The organism is Streptomonospora sediminis, from assembly GCF_054778995.1.
The window spans coordinates 45,899-62,660 of sequence record NZ_BAAGYZ010000002.1 but is presented as its reverse complement, the minus strand read 5'-3'; the positions used below and the strand labels follow the sequence as shown (position 1 = coordinate 62,660).

The window sequence follows — 16,762 nt, the reverse complement described above, 5'->3', positions numbered from 1 at the left end:
TGATCTTCGGCGCCCTTCGCCATGCCCGCAGCCGGTTCGGGAAACTCCCATCAACGATCTAGTGTCGAGCCGATGACTGTGGAGGGGATGCGGATATGAGACCGGGAATGTGGGCGGCCGCCGGAGCGGCGGGTGCGGCTGTGGCACTGGGGCCCACGGTATGGAGCTACCTGGCCAGTTCCGGGCACCGGTCGCGGACCGGCCGGGTGCCCATTCGGCCGGTCGCGATCGTGCTCGGCGCCGCCGCCTGGCCCACGGGCCCCTCGCCGCTGCTGGCCGGGCGGCTGCAGGTCGCTGCGCGGCTGTTCCACGAGGGCACCGTCCGCGCGCTGCTCGTCTCGGGCGACAACCGGCCCGAGGCCAACCACGAGACCGACACCATGGTCGCCGCGCTCTCCGAAGACGGCGTCCCCGAGTCGTCGATCGTGGCCGATCCGCACGGCTACCGCACCTGGGACACCGCGGTGCGGGCGCGTGAGACTTACGGTGTCGACCGCGCCATCGTCGTCACCCAGGCGTTCCATCTGCCCCGCGCCGTCGCCCTGTGCCGGGTGGCAGGGGTCGACGCGTTCGGAGTCGGTGACGCGAGTCTCCGCCGCCGCCCGCAGTCCACCGTCCTCGGCTACCTGCGCGAGGTCGGCGCCAACAGCAAGGCGCTGGGCGACGCCGTACTGCAGCCGTCGCCCGCAGTGGTAGAACCGCCCCGCGGCGACCTGCGTGCGGCTCTTGCCTGATCAGCGGCGCGGCACCGGCCACCGGTGCCGCTGCCGGCGGCCCGGCCGCGGGCAACTGGGCGCGGCCGCCCCTGCCCGGCGGTGCGGTCCTGCGTACCCGGCTGCACCGGGCCCGCTCGTCCCCAGCAGGCAAGCCGGATTGGCGGCGCGGGTGCCAGCGCGGCGATAATACGGAATATGGACGCGACGACGGGTTCCGGACCCCTGCACGGAGTAGACGACATCGACTGGAGCGGCCTCGCTCCGCGGGGATCGGAGATCCCCGGACTGCTGCGCGACATCACCGGCGGCGAGAACGCCGAACGCGGCGTCGAGGAAGCGGTCTCGGCGCTGTTCGACCTCATCCGCTTCCCCGGACCGTCTTACACGGCCGCACCCAAGGTCGCCGACTTCCTTGTCTCCATCGCCTGCCACTCCGACACCCCGACCGAGTGGCGCTCGCGCCCGCTCAGCCTGCTGCTGGAACTGGTCGCCCCCTCCGCCACCGCCCTCGTTCCCGAACGCCCCGACCCCGCGCTGTGGCGCGACGAAGTCCACTGGGCCGCCGGCACCGACATCGACAAGGTCCGCGACCAGTACCGCACCTGGCTGCAGGAAGCCCCTGACGAACAGGGGTTCCGCAAGATGCGCGACCGCATCGACACCGCCGCCCGCGCCGACGGCGCAGCGCTGCTGCAGGCCGAACTCGACGTCCACGACACCGTGCTCGCCAGGGCCGCCGACCTGCTGCCCCTGCTCCACGGCAGCGACAACCGGCGCGGCATCGACCCGCCCGCCGAATGGGCCTGCTACATCCTCGCGTTCCTGCCCGGCGCCGCCGCCGACACCTACCCCGTCCTGCTGCAGCGGGTGGGCAACCCCGCCGACCTGGCCGCGGACTCGTCCGGCGACCTGCTCTCCGCTGAGATCTTCGCGCTCGGCATGCTCGCCCCGGCCGACGACCCCGCGGTAACGGTCGCCCTGGCCCACGAGATGGCATCGGGCCACCTCTACAACGCGTTCACCGCCGCCGTCGCCCTGGTGCAGATCCACGGCGAGAAAGCGCCGCAGGAGTGCTTCACCCGCATCGCCAACGGCCGCCGCGCCCGCCCCGGCTACCAAGGGCTCTTCGGCGACGCCTGGCCCCACTGCGGCGAAACCCCGCCCGAGGCACTCGGCTTCCTGGCGCTGGGCCGCGCCGGCGGGAGCGGCATCGGCGAGCGGATCGGGGTGCTGCCCGCGGCGCTGGCCGACTCCGAGGGCGCCGTTCGGGCCGCCGTGGTCGGCGCGGCGCTGGAAATGGTGCTGGGTCCGCGCACCGAGGCCCCCGACGAACTCGACCCCTCCGCCGACCTCGACCAGGACACCCTGAAAGTGCTGTGGAACCTGGCCGAACTCTCCGCTGACGACTGGGCCGACTCCGCGCTCGGCGCGACCGTCGGCGCCTGGGGGCTGCCCGAGGACCGCGACTCCTTCCGCGACTTCGCCGGGGTCGACACCGACGACGATGCCGATGGCGACCAGGAGGCCTCCGGCGCCGCGGCGCCGGGCGGGCCCGGTGGCGAAACCGCGCAGCCGCAGCCCGGCGGGCTCCTCGGCCGCCTCTTCGGCGGCGGCCGCTGACTCACCGTCGCCCGCCCCGCCCCGCGGGGGTACGGCCACGCACCGACCCGACCCGTTCGGTCCGCGCGGCGGGCCGAACGGGTCGGGTCGCGGCCGGCTCATGGGGCGGGCCGGGGGCTATCAGCCCTGCCCCGCCTCCAGCGCCTCGCGGATCCCCGTTTCCTCGGGGCCGGCGAACTGCGGCTCGGGCCGCAGCAGCGCCTCGAAAGTGCCCATGAACGACGCCGGGACCTCGCGCACATAGCCGTAGGCCGTCGCGAAGTTCCGGGCGTCGTAGCTGCTGTCGCCCACTCCCTGGGTGCCGATCCCGGCGCGCGAGCACAGTTTGACCGCGCGCGGCAGATGGAAATGCTGCGTGATGACCGAGGCCGACTCCACGCCGAACACGTGCCGCGCCCGCGCGCAGGTCTCCCACGTGCTGAACCCCGCGTAGTCGGCGACGATCCGGCCGCGCGGGACCCCTGCGTCGACCAGGTAGGCGCGCATGGCATCGGGCTCGTTGTAGCCGACCCTGCTGTTGTCGCCGCTGACCAGCACCGCCTCGGCCCTGCCGGTACGGAAGAGCTCGGCGGCGATGTCCAGCCGCCGGGCCAGCATGACGGTCGGCCGCCCGTCGTCCTCCAGCCCGGCCCCGAGCACGATCGCCACCGGTCTGTCCTCAGCCGCCCCGGGCGACACCCGCTGGTCCAGGGTTGACAGGTTCAGCCAGGCGAAGGGCACCAGGGCGGCCAGCGGCGCGAGCACGCAGAGCGCGGCCCACGTGCGCACGCCCGGCCGCTTCCATCGGCGCGGCAGGAGCGGCCGTTTCGCAGCCGCCGGAACCCGCGGCGTTCCGGCGGCATCCTCCGGCGCGTCCGCTGCTCCGGCCGACTCGCCCGACTCGGCGGATCCGGCCGGCCCCGGCGCCGGCTCCGCCTCCGGCAGGCCCCCCAGCATGGCCCGCAGCCGCCTTCTCGCTCCGCGCGATGGCAAATTGTTCACATGTGGACCGACGATCCGCGAACGGCCCTGGTTCCGGGGCGCCGAACGTTGCGGGCGCGCGAGTAAAGTCGCCCTCCATGGACGGTTTTCCTGAACGGTTGCGCGCCATCGCGGACCTCGACGTCGCCGGGGCGCGCGACGAGGGCGGCCGCCACGAGTACGACGGTGTGGTCGGTGACCTCTCCCGCGAAGGCGTCGCAGCCGGTCTGGCCCGGCTGGGCGCGGGCGAGACCTTCGCCGACGCGCACGACGAGGCCCACGCGCGCGCCGCCGAAGAGGCGCTGCGGGTCGAGCTCGGCGAGCTGGAGCTGCATCGGTCCAACCCGATGCGCCACATCCGCGAGCTCGACGTGTCCGGCTACGAGCGCGAGTACGCGCCCGAGCCCGAACGCCGGGCCGCCCGCGACCGCCACCTCGCCCGGTGGCCCGACGCCGCCGACCGCGCGATCGCCGCCCTCGACCGGGTCGGCTCCCCGGCGGCGACCGCGGCCCTGGGTGCCGCGCGCGGCCTTGCCGCGGGGGTGCCCGACAGCGGCGTGGCCGCCGACGTGCGCGACGCCGCCCTCTCCGCGCACCGCCGCCTGGTCACCCATCTGGAACGCGCCCAGCGCGAGGGGTCCCGCAACGCGGCGCTGGGCGGCGGCGCCCTCGCCCGGCTGATGGGGGCGGGGGAGGCCCTCACGGTCGACCTGGAGGAGCTGGCCCGGCGCGCCGACACCGAGCGCGAACGGCTGATGGCCCGCCTGGCGGAGTCGGCCGCCCGCATCGACCCCGCCCGCGAGCCGATGGAGGTGGCGCGCGCCCTGGCCGCCGACCGCCCCGAAATCGGTGACGTGGTCGCCCGGGCGCGCACCTGGACCGCGCTGGCCCAGGACTTCACCCGCGAACGCGACCTCGCGCCGTACCACGACGGCACGTGCACGGTGCGGCTGTCGCCGCCTTCGCAGCGCTGGGTGGTTGCGGCCCTGAGCCTGTCGGGCCCCGCCGAGCCCGACGGCCCAGCGAACTTTTTCGTGACCCCGCCCGACCCGCAGTGGTCGGCCGAGGCGACAGCGGAATGGCTGGAGCTGTTCAGTCCGGCGGGTCTGGCCGCGATCAGCGTGCACGAGGTCGCCCCCGGCCACTTTTCCCACAACCGCGCCCTGCGCCGGGCGCCCGGCGAGGTGCGGCGGTCGGTGTTCTCGCAGTCGTTCGTCGAGGGTTGGGCGCACTACGCCGAGGAGATGTGCCTTGACGAGGGCTTCGGCGCGTTCGCCGAAGACGCGCTGGGCCCGTCCGTGTTCACCGCGGCCCACTACGAGGTCGGCGTGTGGTCGGAGGCGCTGGTGCGGGTCACCCGGCTGGCCGCGGCGATCGGGGTGCACACCGGGCGGCTGACGGTGGAGCAGGCCGCGCACCGTTTCGCCGCCGACACCCCGCACACGGGCCAGGCGGCGCTGAGCGAAGCGCAACGGGCCGCGATCGACCCCACATACGGCAGGTACACCTGGGGCAAGCTGGCCATCCTGGACCTGCGCGAGCAGGCCCGCCGCACCTGGGGGGACTCGTTCAGCCTGCAGCGTTTCCACGCGGCGCTGCTGGAGCTGGGCGCCCCGCCGCTCGGCCTGATCGGGACGGCGCTGGAGCGCGGCTGAGCCGGCCCGCGGCCTGCGCGCGCCATCTGCCGCGGTTTCAGCGGCCGGCCGGGCCCGCACACACTGCCCGACCAGGGCTCAGGAGTCGGCGTCGGCTCCTGGCTCCGTCCCGTCGTCCGGTCCGGCGGATGCGCCCGCTGTTCCCGGTGCCCGCGGCCCCGGGCGCCGGCCGGTTTCGCCCACGCGCAGTCCGCGCACGGCGTCGTAGGTGGTGGCCAGGGCGTTGCGGCTGTCGGTATAGCGGGACTGGGCGAGTCCCACGAACAGGCAGTCGATCACCGTCAGCTGGGCGAGCCGGCTGGCCGTGGCACCTGAGCGGAACGTGGTCTCGCGGGCGGAGGTGGTCAGGACGTGGTCGGCGGCCTCGCTGATGGGGGAACGCGGGAAGTTGGTGATGGCGACGGTGGTGGCGCCCCTGCGGCGGGCCTCGGTGAGCGCGTTGATGGTGTCGATGGTCGAGCCGGTGTGGGACACGGCCAGGGCGACGTCGTCTCGGCCCAGCAGCGCGGCGCTGGTGAGCATCACGTGGGTGTCGGACCAGGCAAAGGACGTGATGCCGATGCGGTGCAGCTTCTGCTGGAGGTCGGCGGCCACGAAACCGCTGGCGCCCACGCCGTAGATGTCGACCCGCCGCGCCACCGCCATGCGCTCGACGACCGCCTGCAGGACGTCGGTGTCGAGCTGGGCGGCGGTGTCCTCGACCGCGCGGGAGTCGGTGTGGGCGATTTTCTCGACGACGGTGACCAGGGTGTCGTCAGGACTGATATCGCTGACCACCTCGCGGGTGCTGATGCCTGCGCCGCGCGCCTGCCCCGCCTCGGTGGCCAGTGCGAGGCGCAGTTCGCGGTAACCGGTGAAGTCGATGGTGCGGCAGAACCGGATGACGGTGGCCTCGGAGGTATCGCAGTCCTTGGCGAGTTGGGTGATGGAGCAGGCCGCTGCGCGCTCGGGGTCGTCGACGATGCGTTGGGCCACCCGCTGTTCGGACGGTGCGAGCGAGGGCAGCAGCGAGCGGATCCGCAGGACCGTGGTCGGCGCCGGAGAGTCGTCGCGTCCGGGCGGGCCCGCTGCGGCATCGCCGCCCTGCGCCGCCCCGCCGTTGCCGGCGGCTGACGGTTTCACCGTTTTCGCCATGTCTGAAAGTTTCTTTCCGTCGGTATCTGCAAGTCAATGCGTGGGTCGGGAGAAATGCCCGGCTTTTGGGAGTGCCGCAGCGCGGCGCCGCTGGTGGACCGGGTGCCGGTGCCGTGCTCGCGGGCCTGCGGGGTGGGCCGGATCCGCTGCCCAGGATCGCTTACGGCGGTAGTGCTGGGCAGCGCCGGCCTTGCGCCTGTGGACGGGCGCCGCAGTGGCGCTGCGGCGCTGCACGGACCGCGCAGGCGTGGAAAAAGGGACACGGGCCGGAACGCGGCTGCTGGGAATCCGGTCCCTGCCGGCCGGACATGGCCGGGCCCGCGGCCGGATCGGCGCACGGAGTGGTTCCGGGCGCCGCCGGGGCGGGGCGTGCCTGGCGAGAGTGAACCCTCCCCGGTCGTCCCGCCAGGCACGTGCGGCTCCGCAAAGAGCCGCGTTCCCCCACGAGCCGGCCGTCCTCCGGCCCCTGGGAGCCGAGACGCCCCCCAACGGTCCCGGCCCGCATCGAAGGCGAGCACCGGCCGCGGGGAAGTACCAGCCGGAACCGCCTGGTGAACAGCCTGGCCCTACAGGCTTACATCCTGCTGGCGATTCACTTTCACGCGTGGCTTGTGCGCTTACAGCCGATTTCGGCGGTATTAGCGGGGAGCGGACTCAGCGGTACCCGGTGCGTCCGGTGGGCCGCTGCCCTGCTGCGGGAGCCGTCGGCCGGCCCCGCCGCCTTGGGCGGACCGCGCCCTACCGCAGCCGCGGTGTCCGATTCCGGCCGCCGGCGATGGCGCATACCCGCCGGCCGATACGCGCATTAGGCTCGTGGCATGGCCGAGCAAGTCGTCGTCGGCGTCGACGCCGGAGGCACCTCCACCCGTTGTGCCGCGGTGTCGCTGAGCGGCCGGATGCTGGGTTACGGGCGGGCCGCCGGGGCCAACCAGCTCTCCAGCCCCGACCCGGCGGCGGCGCTTGAGCAGGCGCTGCGCGAGGCACTGGCGGGCTGCGGGGAAACCGAGGTCGTGCAGGCGGTGTTCGGCTTGGCGGGCGCGTCCGCGGCCGGGCACGCGCGGGCCGCCGCGGCCGCTGACAGCGCTTGGAGCCGCCTGGCCCTGCCGGGTGGCCCGCAGGTCACCGACGACATCGCCGTCGCCTTTGCCGCGGGCAGTTCCGCCGACACGGGCGCGGTGCTCATCGCGGGCACGGGGTCGGTCGCGGCCCGGGTCGGCAACGGCGCGGTGCAGCGCCGGTGCGGCGGCCACGGCTGGCTGCTGGACGACGAGGGTTCCGCGGTGTGGCTGGGCCTGGCGGGGCTGCGGGCCGCGCTGGCCGCCATCGACGGTCGAACCGGCCCCACCGTGCTGTGCGAGCGCCTGGCCGCCCTGCTGGAGGTTCCGGCCCGCGACGCGGCGGCGCTGGTGCGCGCGGCCCACTCCCGCGCTCCGGCCGAGCTGGGCGAGCTGGCGCCGGGGGTCACCGGTGCGGCGGCCGACGGCGACCCGGCGGCGGCGCGCATCGTCGCCGAAGCGGCCCGGTTGCTGCTAAGCGCCCTGGCCACCGCGGCACCCGACCCCGGCGGAGCCGAGCCCGTGGTGCTGGCGGGCGCCGTGCTGGCGGACGGCCCGGTTGCCGAAGCGGTGGTATCGGGACTCCGCGAGCGCTCCGGCGCGGAGCCGGCCAGGGCGGTGGACGGGGCGCTGGGCGCAGCGGGACTCGCACTGCGTAGGGCGGGGGCGCCGCGGCAGGCGCACGCCGCGCTGCTGCGAACCGCCGCCGGCGCCGGCGGCGGTGCGGCGCGATAGCCGGAGCCGGGGCATTGCAGCCTTACCCGCCCTACCGGCGGTGCGGCGTGCCCGCCGCTTGCCCGCGCGGCCTGAGCAGGACGAACGCTCCCGAGTAACGGGACTCGGCCGCGGTAGCGCCCGGTTCCCCGCACTGCGCTGTGCCGACGGGCGGCACCCGGGTTTCCCGAGTGACGAACAGCAAAAACCGCCGAATCACCCCAAAGGGGGGATTTCTTCGGCGGAGGGGAGCCATCAAGGGCTGCGAGTCGCTAGTGTCGTCTGCATGGCCAACAACACCAATAATCCGAATCCAGAGCAGGGCGACCCGGCGGGGTCGACCATGATGTTCCACCGGTTCGTGTCGGAGAACAAGGAGTCCGACGCGGCTCCCAAGCGCCCGGTTACGCCTTACATTCTCGCGGGTGTGGGGGCGGTCCTGGCCATCGCCATCATCATCACCGTGGTCGTCATGTGGTCCTGACCGTGAGTGCCGGGGGACACGGGCCGGCGGCCCTCACCCGCCGCGGATGGCGGAGTGGGGGCCGCGCGGCTGTGCGCGGCACAATCGGTTCGCGAGTGTTCTCGGGGGCTGCTATCGTTTAACGCGTCGCAAGCCCGGGCCGGGCAAACCGCCCACCGGGCTGGCCGACACGCGGCATTAGCTCAAGAGGCAGAGCAACTGACTCTTAATCAGTGGGTTCGGGGTTCGAGTCCCTGATGCCGCACTCGATCCACGCATCGGCAGAGGCCGATCGCAATCCGGTCGCACGTGCAGTGCACCCCGGTTCGCGGTCGGCCTTTTGCATGCGCCCGCACCGGCCCGCCGACCGCACACCCGCCTCCTGCCCGGCGCCCTGCGCAGCCGCCGAACCGGCACCTGCCGCGCCGATGCGCCAGGCGCGCCGGATACGTTCGTTCCCTTGGCCCCGGCCCTCTCGGCCCGCCCCCTGGAGGAGAACGATGCACATGCCCGACCGGACGGCCCCCGCAACACCCGACCCCCTGCGGGTGGCCGTTGTCGGCACCGGCAGTGTCGCCCGGCTCCACGCCGAGGCGCTGCAGTCGATGCCGGAGGCAGCGTCGCTGGTCGCCGCCGCCGATGTGAACCCCGACAACCTCGCACTGTTCACCGACAGCTACGGGATACCCCGGCGTTTCGGCGACATGGACCGGATGCTGCGCGAGGTCCGGCCCGACCTGGTGCACCTGTGCACACCCCCGGGCATGCACCACGGTCAGGTGACCGCCTGCCTGGGCGCGGGTGCAAGCGTGCTGGTGGAGAAACCCCCGGCGCTCAGCCTGGCCGAGCTGGTGCAGATGGCCGCGGCCGAGGGCCCGCAGGGGCCGTGGTGCGCGACCCTCTTTCAGCACCGCTTCGGCTCGGGTGCGCGGCGCGTGCGGGCGCTGGTGGAGTCCGGCGAGCTGGGGCGGCCGCTGGTTGCCGTCTGCCACACCCACTGGTTCCGCGACCAGGCCTACTACGACATCCCCTGGCGCGGCCGCTGGGACACCGAAGGCGGCGGCCCGACCATGGGCCACGGCATCCACCAGATGGACCTGCTGCTGTCGCTGCTGGGCGACTGGACCGAGGTCTCGGCCACCGCGCGGCGCCAGGCCAGGGCCGTGGAAACCGAGGACGTCTCGGTCGGGCACGTCAGCTTTGCCAACGGTGCGGTGGCCGGGATCGTCAACAGCGTGCTCTCGCCGCGCGAGGAGAGCTACATCCGCATCGACTTCGAGCGGGCCACCGTCGAACTGCGCCACCTCTACGGGTACGGCGACGGCGACTGGACGCTCACCCCGGCGCCCGGTTTCGAGGAGCAGGTCCAAGCCGCCTGGGAAGCCGGCGAGTCGGGTGTCAGCAGCGGCCATGCAGCCCAGATCGCCCATGTGCTCGCCGCGCTGCGGGCCAAGGAGGCGCCGCCGGTGACATCGGCGGATGCGCTGCGGACCCTGCGCCTGGTGGCCGGGATCTACGCGTCGGCCGCCGAGCACCGCACGGTCGGCGTCGGCGAGCTGCGCCGGGGAACACGGTTCTACGAACGCATGCACGCGGGCGGCTCGCCATGGTAAGCGCTATCCATGCCAGCGGCCGGCAACCCGCTGCAGCCCTGGCACCGTCCGTTGTACGGCCCGCAGCACACCCCATGGAGGCGCGATGACCGCCGAGCACGCCGAGTACCCCCGTCCCGCCGCCGGCACCGCAACCGCAGCCCGGCAGGCACCCGCACCCGGCGCCGAACCGCCCGCCCGCGGCCTGGGTCTGGTCCACGAACACGGCCGCTGCCTGCAGGTGACCTACGGCGGCGCGCACCTGGTGCGCTACGTCCACCACCCCGCAGACGACCAATTGGAGTCGCCGCGCCCCTACTTCCACCCCATCCGCACCCTCGGCGGCGACACGGTCAGCCTGTACCGGCCGCACGACCACGTCTGGCACAAGGGCATCGCCTGGTCGCTGCCCCACGTCGGCCCCGCCAACTTCTGGGGCGGACCCACCTACATACGCGACCGCGGATACCGGCAGCTCGCCAACGACGGCGCGATGCAGCACCGCGGGTTCGACCTGGTCAGCGCCGCAGGCGGCGAGGTCGCGGTCAGCGAGCGGCTGGAGTGGGTCACCGAGCAGGGCGAGACCTGGTTCACCGAGCGGCGCGGCTTCCGCATCTCGGCCGACCCCGCCCGATCGGCGTGGACCCTGGTCTTCGAAACCGAGTTCACCAACCTCACCGCATCCGCGATCGCCATCGGCAGCCCCACTACCGCAGGCCGCGACAACGCCGGATACGGCGGGCTGTTCTGGCGCGGGCCCCGCTCCTTCAGCGGCGGGCGGGTGTACACCCCCGACCGCGAGGGCGGCGACGACATGATGGGCCTGCGCGCGCCGTGGCTGGCCTTCGCCGGCCGCCACGACGACCGCGGCGGCGCCTCGACCCTGGTGTTCGCGGACGCGCCGGACAACCCCGGCCACCCGGTCGCGTGGTTCGTGCGCAGCAGCACCTTCGCGGCGGTGTGCCCGGCCCCGTTCTTCAGCGAGGAGGTCGAGGCCGCCCCCGGCACCCCGCTGGCCTACCGCTACGCCGTGGTCATCGCCGACGGCGACCGCGGGCGGTCGGGCAGCGCGGAACTCGCCGAAACGGGCCTGGCCGAGCTCGGCCGCCCGCGGATCGGCACCGCCGCAGCGGCCCCGGGCGCACCCGCCCGCACGTCGGCGGGCGGCCCCCGCCAGGCGGCCGCCCCGTGAGCGCCGCCGGCGGGCCCGGCGCCGCGGTCCCGGGCTTTCCCGGCGGCACCGCGGTCTCCCACCTGCGCGTCTACGACTGGCCCACCGCCGACGGCCTCGCCGGGGGGTCCCCGCACCTGCACACCGCATCGGCCGAGGGGTACGTGGTGGTGCGCGGCGAAGGCACGCTGGAGACCCTCAGCAGCGGCGGCCACTCCCGGACCCCGCTGTCGCCGGGGACCCTGCTGTGGTTCACCCCGGGCACCGTGCACCGGCTGGTCAACGGCAGCGGCGACCTGGAACTGCTGGTCGTCATGCAGAACGCGGGCCTGCCCGAGGCCGGCGACGCCGTGCTGACCTACCCGCCCGACGTGCTCGCCGACGCCGGCGCCTACGCCCGCGCCACGGCCATCCCCGCCCAGGCCGGTTTCCCCGACGCGGCCGCGGCGCAGGCGGCGATGGCCGCGGCCGCCCGGCAGCGCCGCGACCTGGCCATCGAGGGGTACCTGCGGCTGCGCGAGCGTGTGCAGCAGCAGGGCCCCGGCGCGCTGGCGGAACTGTACGAGGCGGCGGTGCGCCTGGTCCGCGACAAGGCGGCCGGCTGGCACCACCACTGGGAGCGGGGCCCGCACGGCCAGGCCGAGGCCACCCGCGGCCACATATCCGGCCTCGCCGCGGGCGACGGCGCCCACCTGCGCGAATCCGCCGTCTACACCGCCGAATCCCCGCCCGGCCCGCGCCGCACCGGCATGTGCGGCCTGCTGCAGGTCTGGGATCTGGACGGCGCCCACCCCGTCGACTGAGCCGGTCCGCCGCGGTGGAAAAGCGGCACCGGGGCGGCGGCGGAGGGTGCGCACGTATCCGCTGTGCGGGGCGGCGCCGACCGCGCCGTCCGGCTCCACTCCGGTGCCGGTAGTCGACTTCCTGTTACCAAACGCGGGCCGAGACGCTAGGGTTGCCACCGACCGAGGGATTCCGCACGAAGCCGCGCCCCGCACAAGCTGGGTGAGCCGTGCCGGGCGGCCCCGCCGCCGGCGCCGCTCCGGGCGCGATCGGCCGGTCCCCGCTCCGCCCTCGGAACCCGAGGAGGCAGCCGATGTGAGCACCGACGTTGCCCGCCCCGACCACACCGCCGCTGCGGCTCGACGACCCCGGCGGTACTACAGACCCTGAACAAAGCGGCGGGCCGCCTCATGATCGTGTCACGCCCCGGTGATCATGAGACGGCCGCCACGTCTGGGCACCTCTGTCCTCCCGGCCGGGCGCCTGCCCGGCCGCCGTCCTCGGAGGAGCGTCGGCCTCCCCTCCCGAAAAAGCCCGCCGCTCGGTGCCTCTGCCGTACCCCCGGCACCTGCGGGCAGCGAGACCGCCGTCGGGCCGGAAGCCGTCGTGTGCAGAGTTCCAGTCTCTGCGCCGACACCTCCGATCATGGCGGCGGCCGGCTGGAACCGGGTTGGAACACGGTTGGGGTGCCGATCGACGGCTGCTGCGCGGCACCGAGCCGCCGCGCAGTGCAGCGGGGCGTGTAGCGACCACCCGTATCCGGGCGGCGCGGGCCCTGCGGCGGTCCTGCCGCCCGCCAACTCACGGAGTTGACATGGACTTCCAAGTCCTCGGCCCGCTGCAGGTGAGCGGTCGCGACGGCCACCTCCGGCTGTCACCGAAACTCACCGCCCTGCTCGCCGCTCTGCTGAGCAGGCCCGGCGTGGTGGTGGCCGAGGAACGGCTGATCGACGCCCTGTGGGGTGAGAACCCGCCGCGTTCGGCCACCAAGAGCCTGCAGGTCTACGTTCACCACCTGCGCCAGGCGCTGGGCGAAGGCGCCCCCATCGAGCGCGGCGCCTTCGGCTACCGGCTGGCCGTGGACCGGGACCACGTCGACGCGCTGCGCTTCGAGGACCTCGCCGAGCAGGGCGAGCGCGCGCTGCAGAACGGCGAGGCGCACCAGGCCGGCCGGCTGCTGGGCGAAGCACTGGGGCTGTGGAGGGGCTCGGCATTCGCCGGGCAGGAGACCCTCGCGCTCGTGCGCGAGGAGGCCGCCCGGTTGAACGAGTGCCGCCAGCGCATCGCCGAGGCGTGGTTCGACACCGAGCTGGGCCTGGGCCGCCACAGCGCCGTCGTGGCCGACCTCAGCGGCCTGGTGGCCCAGTACCCCTTCCGCGAGCGGCTGCGCGCCCAGCTGATGATCGCCTACTACCGCATGGGGCGCACCACCGAGGCGCTGGAGGTCTTCCGCGAGGGGCGCGACCTGCTGGTGGAGGAGTTGGGGTTGGAGCCCGGCCGGGAACTCGCGGCCCTGGAGCAGGCGATCCTGCGCAACGACCCCGCACTGGACGTGCCCGCAGGTGCGGGGGATGCGGGTTTCACCGCCGCGCCGGGCACGCGCTGGGTGCCGGAACCGCGGGCGAACGGCGCAAGGCCCCTGCCGGACGGGCCGCATGAGCCGGGCGGCCCGGCGCACCGGTCGGACGCGGGCGCGCACCCGCCGGTGCCGGGCGGGGCGGCCGAGCACGGATCCGAGCAGGAGCCGGGTTCGGCGCCGCCCGAACCGGACGGTGCCGCGGGTACGGACCGGCCGGGCGCGGACGGCGCGCATGGGGCGGCACACCGGGCGGCCGAGGCAGCCGAGCCCGGCGCTGCCGCGGCATCCGGCACCGGATCGGGAACCGATCAGGGAGCCGCGCCGACCGCCGCACACACCGGTACGGCAGGCGCCGCCGGCGCCCGGCCCGAAGGCACCGGGCGCCCCGTACCCGCCCAGCTCCCGCCCGACATCGCCGACTTCACCGGCCGCCACGAGCAGGTCGTCGAACTGCGCAACCGGGTCGGCGCTCACCCCGAGGACGGCGTCGGGCGCCGGCCCGTCGTCGTTTCGGCGGTGGCCGGGATGGGCGGGGTCGGCAAGACCTCGCTGGCGCTGCGCGTCGCCCACGCCAGCGTGGCGGACTTTCCCGACGGCCAGCTCTATGCCAACCTGCGCGGCGCACAGAAGGCTCCGGCCGACCCCGCCCAGGTGCTCGCCGGGTTCCTGCACGCCGTCGGCGTCGAGGGCTCCGCGCTGCCGGAACCGCTGGAGGACCGGTCGGCGCTGTTCCGCAGTCTGCTGGCCGGCCGCCGCATGCTGGTCGTGCTGGACGACGCCGGCTGCGAGCGGCAGATCCGCCCGCTCATCCCCGGCGCCCCGGGGTGCGCGGTGCTGGTGACCAGCCGGGTCCGGCTGACCGGGCTGGAAAGCGCCCACCTCGTCGACCTGGACGTCTTCGAGCCGGGCCAAGCCGTCGAGCTGCTGTCGCGCATCGTCGGCGAGCAGCGGGTCGCCGCCGAACCCGAGGCCGCCGCCGACATCGCCCGGTTGTGCGGCCACGCCCCGCTGGCGGTGCGCATCGCAGGAGCCCGGCTGAACGGACGCCGGCAGTGGCCGCTATCGCGCCTGGTGCGGTTGCTGGGCGATGAGCAGCGGCGCCTGGACGAGTTGGCGACCGGCGACCTCGCGGTGCGTGCCAGTTTCGCCCTCAGCTACGCGGGCCTGTCCGATTCCACGCGCCGGGTCTTCCGGCTGCTGGGTTTGCTGCAGGCCGGGGACGTGGCCGCCTGGACGGCTGCGGCGCTGGCCGACTTCGGGCTGGACGCCGCCGAGGACGCGGTCGAGGATCTGGTCGACGCGCAACTGCTGTCGGTCGTGGGCACCGACGGCACCGGGAACCTGCGCTACCGCATGCACGACCTGGTGTGCCTCTATGCGCGCGAGCGCTGCGAGCAGGAGGACCCGGCCGAAGAGCGCGAGGCGGCGCTGCGGCGGGTGCTGGGCGCGTGGCTGTGGCTGGCCGAGCAGGCCACCGAGTACATCCCCGGACCCTGCTACGCAACGATGCACGGTTCCGCGCCGCGCTGGCCGCTGCCGATCGCCGAGGCCACGCGGTTGCTCGGCGAGCCCATGGCCTGGTTCGACGCCGAGGCGGCGGCGATGGCCGCAGCGGTGCAGCAGGCGTGCGCGCTGGGCTGGCACGAGACGGCCTGGGACCTCGCCGGCTGCCTGGAGAAGTACTTCGACGTGCGCGGGCGCTACGACGACTGGCGCCGCAGCCACGAGGCCGCCATCGCCGCCTGCCAGGCGGCGGGTGACGTCCGCGGCGAGGCGGTACTGCGGCGCGGGCTGGCCGACCTGGTCACCTGGACCCAGCAGAGCGGCGACAACGCGATGGGCACGATGATGGACCACGCCCAGCGGGTGTGGGACCTGTTCCACGAGCTGGGGGACCGCCGCGGGATGTCGGACGCGCTGGTGATGCGCACCTGGGCGCAGGTGTCCCAGGGGGCGGTGCAGCAGGGGGCGCAGACCGCCGAAGCAGCGCTGGACCTGGCCGAACGCGAGGACTACACCGGCGGCCGGGCGCGCGCCTACCAGGTGATGGCGGTCGCAGCGCACGGCATGGACCGGCCCGACCAGGCCGTCTCGCACCTGACCCGGGCCCTTGAGCTGGCGCGGTTGCTGGGCAACTCGCGTTTCGAGGCCACCGCGATGCAGTTCCTCGGCGCCGCCCAGTGCCAGGCGGGCGACGTCGACGAAGGGCGCGCCAACCTCGACCGCTCGCTGGCGATGACCCGGGCGCTGGGCGACCGCTACGCCGAGGCGTTCTCGCTGCTGTACCTGGTGCGGTTGTACTTGGCGACCGGCGATCCGCGGGCGCTGCCCACCGCCGCCGAGACCGCCGAGCTGAGCCGCAGCCACAACATGAACCACCACCTGGCCGACGCGCTGGGGCTGATGGGCCAGGCGCTGCTGCAGACCGGCCGGATCGAGGAGGCCGTGCCGGCGCTGGAGGAGTCCGTACAGGTCTGGCGCACTCGCGGCTGGCCGGCGTTCCTCGCCGACGGGCTGCGGACCCTGGCGCGGGCCTACACCGCACAGGGCGACACAGCGGCCGCCCGCAGGGCCGAGAAGGAGGCCGACGCGATCAGCGCCGCGTCACCCGACGCGGCCCCGGCCGAGTAGGCCGACGGCCGCCCGGCCAAGCGGCAGCGCCCGCAGCGGGCCCGGCCCGGGGCAGGCACCCGGTCCGGGCCGGGGCGGCCGGGCCCGCCGGTATGTGACCCATATGACCCGCTCCTGCACTCCGCCGGGCGCGGGAGCCGGGGAAACATCCGGTAAACTGGGTGGTGAAGAGGGGCCGGTAACGGGCCGAACAAGTACCGAGCCGTCCCTGGGCGCACCGCCGGTCCCCACAAAGGATCCCGTCGATCCGCCCATTGCCCCTCTGCATTTCCGCGCCATTAGCTCAAGTGGCAGAGCAACTGACTCTTAATCAGTGGGTTCCAGGTTCGAGTCCTGGATGGCGCACCCTATTTCCGCAGGTTGACGGATATCCCACCCGCGGTCCGGGCACGCCGCAGCCAGGTGGCCGCCTGCCCTGATCCGCCGGGGTCCGCCCGAGTCCGCCCTGCCGGCCACCGCATTCGCACGTCCGGGCGCCCGGCGCTGCTGCAGCCGACTACCGCGCCGGTTCTCGCCCACCGAAGAACCGGCCCCGTGCGGACACGGCACCCTTGCCATCGGACCGCCCGCGGATTCCCCGGGGCGAGTGCGCGTCGAGGAGAGCGCCGACACCGCCGCGTCAGGCGGGCGGTGCTGCGCCCGCCGTTCGCGCGGCAAACGGGCCGCCTTGACCGACCGACTGCGAATCA

The 16,762-nt window shown here is 74.4% G+C and carries 11 protein-coding genes and 2 tRNA genes; 11 read left to right on the top strand and 2 right to left on the bottom strand.

Annotated features, from left to right (window positions below; translation table 11 throughout):
• Window positions 1-95: 95 nt before the first annotated feature.
• Entirely contained in the window at window positions 96-734 is a 639-nt protein-coding gene (locus tag ACYVD5_RS00510; RefSeq protein ID WP_460998823.1) for a SanA/YdcF family protein, read from the top strand.
• Window positions 735-911: 177 nt separating this feature from the next.
• The gene (locus tag ACYVD5_RS00505) at window positions 912-2,336 is read left to right on the top strand and encodes a hypothetical protein (protein ID WP_460998822.1); all 1,425 of its coding nucleotides are present in this window, start codon (window positions 912-914) and stop codon (window positions 2,334-2,336) included.
• Window positions 2,337-2,456: 120 nt separating this feature from the next.
• On the opposite strand, the gene ACYVD5_RS00500 is transcribed toward ACYVD5_RS00505, so the two are convergent.
• The gene (locus ACYVD5_RS00500) at window positions 2,457-3,104 is read right to left on the bottom strand and encodes a SanA/YdcF family protein (protein WP_460998821.1); all 648 of its coding nucleotides are present in this window, start codon (window positions 3,102-3,104) and stop codon (window positions 2,457-2,459) included.
• 290 nt (window positions 3,105-3,394) lie between these two features.
• On the opposite strand from ACYVD5_RS00500, the gene ACYVD5_RS00495 reads away from it, so the two are divergent.
• On the top strand, window positions 3,395-4,951 hold the full coding sequence (locus ACYVD5_RS00495) for a DUF885 family protein (RefSeq protein ID WP_460998820.1): 1,557 nt from the start codon (window positions 3,395-3,397) through the stop codon (window positions 4,949-4,951).
• Window positions 4,952-5,029: 78 nt separating this feature from the next.
• Here the strand turns inward: ACYVD5_RS00495 and ACYVD5_RS00490 are convergent, their stop codons facing one another.
• Window positions 5,030-6,085 (bottom strand): MurR/RpiR family transcriptional regulator, encoded by a 1,056-nt coding sequence (locus ACYVD5_RS00490; protein ID WP_460998819.1) that lies wholly within the window; start codon window positions 6,083-6,085, stop codon window positions 5,030-5,032.
• An 818-nt stretch (window positions 6,086-6,903) separates the two neighbouring features.
• Here ACYVD5_RS00490 and ACYVD5_RS00485 point away from each other — a divergent pair.
• From ACYVD5_RS00485 to ACYVD5_RS00450, 8 genes are all read left to right on the top strand, one after another.
• Window positions 6,904-7,875, top strand: coding sequence for a BadF/BadG/BcrA/BcrD ATPase family protein (locus tag ACYVD5_RS00485; protein ID WP_460998818.1), 972 nt, complete (start codon window positions 6,904-6,906; stop codon window positions 7,873-7,875).
• A 265-nt stretch (window positions 7,876-8,140) separates the two neighbouring features.
• The gene (locus tag ACYVD5_RS00480) at window positions 8,141-8,338 is read left to right on the top strand and encodes a hypothetical protein (RefSeq protein WP_460998817.1); all 198 of its coding nucleotides are present in this window, start codon (window positions 8,141-8,143) and stop codon (window positions 8,336-8,338) included.
• A gap of 171 nt (window positions 8,339-8,509) precedes the next feature.
• A tRNA-Lys gene (locus ACYVD5_RS00475) sits at window positions 8,510-8,582 on the top strand.
• A gap of 235 nt (window positions 8,583-8,817) precedes the next feature.
• Window positions 8,818-9,930 carry a Gfo/Idh/MocA family protein gene (locus ACYVD5_RS00470; RefSeq protein WP_460998816.1) on the top strand — a complete coding sequence of 371 codons (1,113 nt, stop codon included), beginning with the start codon at window positions 8,818-8,820 and terminating at the stop codon, window positions 9,928-9,930.
• 85 nt (window positions 9,931-10,015) lie between these two features.
• A complete protein-coding gene (locus ACYVD5_RS00465; protein WP_460998815.1) occupies window positions 10,016-11,101 on the top strand; it encodes a DUF6807 domain-containing protein in 1,086 nt (361 codons plus the stop codon).
• On the top strand, window positions 11,098-11,883 hold the full coding sequence (locus ACYVD5_RS00460) for a cupin domain-containing protein (RefSeq protein ID WP_460998814.1): 786 nt from the start codon (window positions 11,098-11,100) through the stop codon (window positions 11,881-11,883). The genes ACYVD5_RS00465 and ACYVD5_RS00460 overlap by 4 nt, the downstream gene beginning before the upstream one ends.
• Window positions 11,884-12,677: 794 nt before the next feature.
• Window positions 12,678-16,073, top strand: coding sequence for an AfsR/SARP family transcriptional regulator (locus tag ACYVD5_RS00455; RefSeq protein ID WP_460998813.1), 3,396 nt, complete (start codon window positions 12,678-12,680; stop codon window positions 16,071-16,073).
• A gap of 272 nt (window positions 16,074-16,345) precedes the next feature.
• Window positions 16,346-16,418, top strand: a tRNA-Lys gene (locus ACYVD5_RS00450).
• Window positions 16,419-16,762 lie beyond the last annotated feature (344 nt).